Origin of the sequence: Bacillus sp. S4, assembly GCF_040838205.1 — a bacterium.
Taxonomy (GTDB): domain Bacteria; phylum Bacillota; class Bacilli; order Bacillales; family Bacillaceae_G; genus Bacillus_A; species Bacillus_A cereus_U.
This window is the reverse complement of the sequence record NZ_JBFPJI010000454.1, coordinates 1-2,068: the sequence shown is the minus strand read 5'-3', so window position 1 is coordinate 2,068 and position 2,068 is coordinate 1. Positions and strand designations below refer to the sequence as shown.

Sequence of the window (2,068 nt, the reverse complement as noted above, 5' to 3'; positions counted from 1 at the left end):
ATTTAAATGATTAGCGGTAAGAATTAAGCAAAATTTAAACAAAATAATCCTTTGTGCGACACGCTTCCTCATTATAAAAATCCATTAATCAACAAAAAACGCAGAGGGTTTTAAGTCCTGCGTTTTTACTTTCCTTAACTAGCTTAAAGAGCTTATCATTTCACTTGTACAAACGGCGTGGCCCCACCACTTACTTGCGGAAGTTTTCCGTCCCACTTCTCAATTTTCTTTATTTCTACTATTTCAGGAGATAGAGATTGTTTTAAGATTTCGTTTGCCTGTGCCTTACCTTTTGCTTCTTCTATATCACGTTCCGCTGCCACAATGGCTTGTTTTTTCTCAATCTCTAGTTTTTCCAATCTTTGTTGTGCATCCACAACACCCTGAATTGCTTTTGCTGTATTTTCGTCTGGTTTTGGTGCTTCTAGTGTTACTGAATCAACCATAAATCCAGTATCATCTACAGTTCCACGAAATTCTTTTTCGATCGCTGCATTAATTTCTCCTTGGTGTTGAAATACTTCAAGAACGGAATACTTTGAAAACACGTTAAGCGTAGCTTTTTTGATACGTGTTTGTAACCAACCATTCTCAATCACATCTGGAGATTGCCCTTTAAATTTGTTATAGATTTTAGGCAGTTTTTCTACATCGTTTGCATAGTCATAAGATAAGCTAACTGCCAATGGCTTACCATCCTTCGTTTGTACATTGAAATTCTTTACTCGTACCGTTTCTGTAGAAACTGGATATTCTGTAACACGTTTAAATGGCGAAACTAGATGCCAACCTTGTCCTAATGTTTCTTTTTCAACACCTGTACTTCTATTATAAACTACACCTGCATGTCCTTGTTCAATTACTTTCACACTCATTGCGGTTAAAATTCCAACTACTACAAGTCCTACTCCTACTATAATAGCGCCTATTTTCTTTTTCATTTCTTGTCTTCCTCCTTGAAGATATTCTTCATTTTTAATGCGAAATTACCTATCCAGTCGAAAACCCCTAACTTCCCAACTACGAACCAAACCGCCGACAAAATCAGCACCAATAAGAACACGCCCACCACTAATGAATACATCAGATGCCTCCCTTCTCTTCACAGCATGCCTTTCTTCAACAACTCACGCTCCATATATAAGAAATGATCATAAATATAATTTCCATTTGTATTTGGCATAAGAAAGACTGTTGAAAAATGATAGCTGACTTCAAATATTTTCAAACGCCCTCTCCTTATTCATTTTGATTACATAGGTACACCAGGTAAGAATGCTGCTATTAATACCATAATGGCAGTTAAGAATACTATTTTAATAATGAATAAAATAATAATCGGAATAGCTGCTTTTACTTTACTTAATCCCGCTGTGATTTGTAACCCTAACCAAACTAGAACTAAATTCCATATGTAAAATACTTCAATTGCATTACCAATCCCATATGCAAATGTACCTTCAGAAAATATTGCACCTAAACCTGTATAGTGTGTCGATCCACCACCCACAATGAAACTTAAAATAGTATTTATAAGTTCACCAACGATAAGAATAATGTTTGTATATATAACTATGGTTAATAATGTTTTATAAGATGTATCATTTCTAAAAAATATCATAAACACTTTGTAAATAGCTGCTATAAACAGTGCTCCAATCATTGCACCCACAAAATTTGATACGATCCCAGAAATAACTTCCCCTGTAAGTGTACTCTGTCCAGCAAGTTCTCCTAATTCTTTCCTCATTCGGACCATCTCAGGTGATGTATACATCCCATACTTACTCAAACCGCCTAGAAGTCCTTGTAACAGTGCTACTAAAAAGAATATCCCCCAAACTTTTTCGCTTGTTTTGATCCTCTCAAACTGTAGGCTAGGAGAAGTAAACATTCCAAGTAGTGATGGTTTCTTCTCCCATTCTTCCATTTTTACATTTGTTTGCATTTTGAATCCTCCCCATTCTGTCCCATTAAAATTATATGTAGTAGGAATTTTTCTCTTTACTACATGAGAGATGTATTCATGTATCATATCTTCATTTTAATAAGGTACACAGAAAATTAT

4 protein-coding genes are annotated in these 2,068 nt (G+C 35.1%); all 4 read right to left on the bottom strand.

What is annotated here, in order from left to right:
- Nucleotides 1–155: 155 nt before the first annotated feature.
- From AB3X48_RS21510 to yknW, 4 genes are read right to left on the bottom strand one after another with little or no spacing between them, the layout of a single operon-like run.
- Nucleotides 156–941, bottom strand: a complete 786-nt coding sequence (locus AB3X48_RS21510) for a prohibitin family protein (RefSeq protein ID WP_002107239.1) — start codon at nucleotides 939–941, stop codon at nucleotides 156–158.
- Nucleotides 938–1,084 carry a hypothetical protein gene (locus tag AB3X48_RS21505; protein ID WP_367959922.1) on the bottom strand — a complete coding sequence of 49 codons (147 nt, stop codon included), beginning with the start codon at nucleotides 1,082–1,084 and terminating at the stop codon, nucleotides 938–940. The genes AB3X48_RS21510 and AB3X48_RS21505 overlap by 4 nt, the downstream gene beginning before the upstream one ends.
- 18 nt (nucleotides 1,085–1,102) lie before the next feature.
- Nucleotides 1,103–1,228: a hypothetical protein gene (locus AB3X48_RS21500; protein WP_418883980.1), complete on the bottom strand. Its 126-nt coding sequence runs from the start codon at nucleotides 1,226–1,228 to the stop codon at nucleotides 1,103–1,105.
- 24 nt (nucleotides 1,229–1,252) lie between these two features.
- On the bottom strand, nucleotides 1,253–1,948 hold the full coding sequence (yknW, locus tag AB3X48_RS21495; protein WP_367959921.1) for a YknW family membrane protein: 696 nt from the start codon (nucleotides 1,946–1,948) through the stop codon (nucleotides 1,253–1,255).
- Between the last annotated feature and the right edge of the window lie 120 nt (nucleotides 1,949–2,068).

Excerpts from the sequence above, each read along its gene's own strand:
- yknW (WP_367959921.1), bottom strand. The coding sequence starts at position 1,948 with ATGCAAACAAATGTAAAAATGGAAGAATGGGAGAAGAAACCATCACTA.
- AB3X48_RS21505 (WP_367959922.1), bottom strand. The coding sequence starts at position 1,084 with ATGTATTCATTAGTGGTGGGCGTGTTCTTATTGGTGCTGATTTTGTCG.
- AB3X48_RS21510 (WP_002107239.1), bottom strand. The coding sequence starts at position 941 with ATGAAAAAGAAAATAGGCGCTATTATAGTAGGAGTAGGACTTGTAGTA.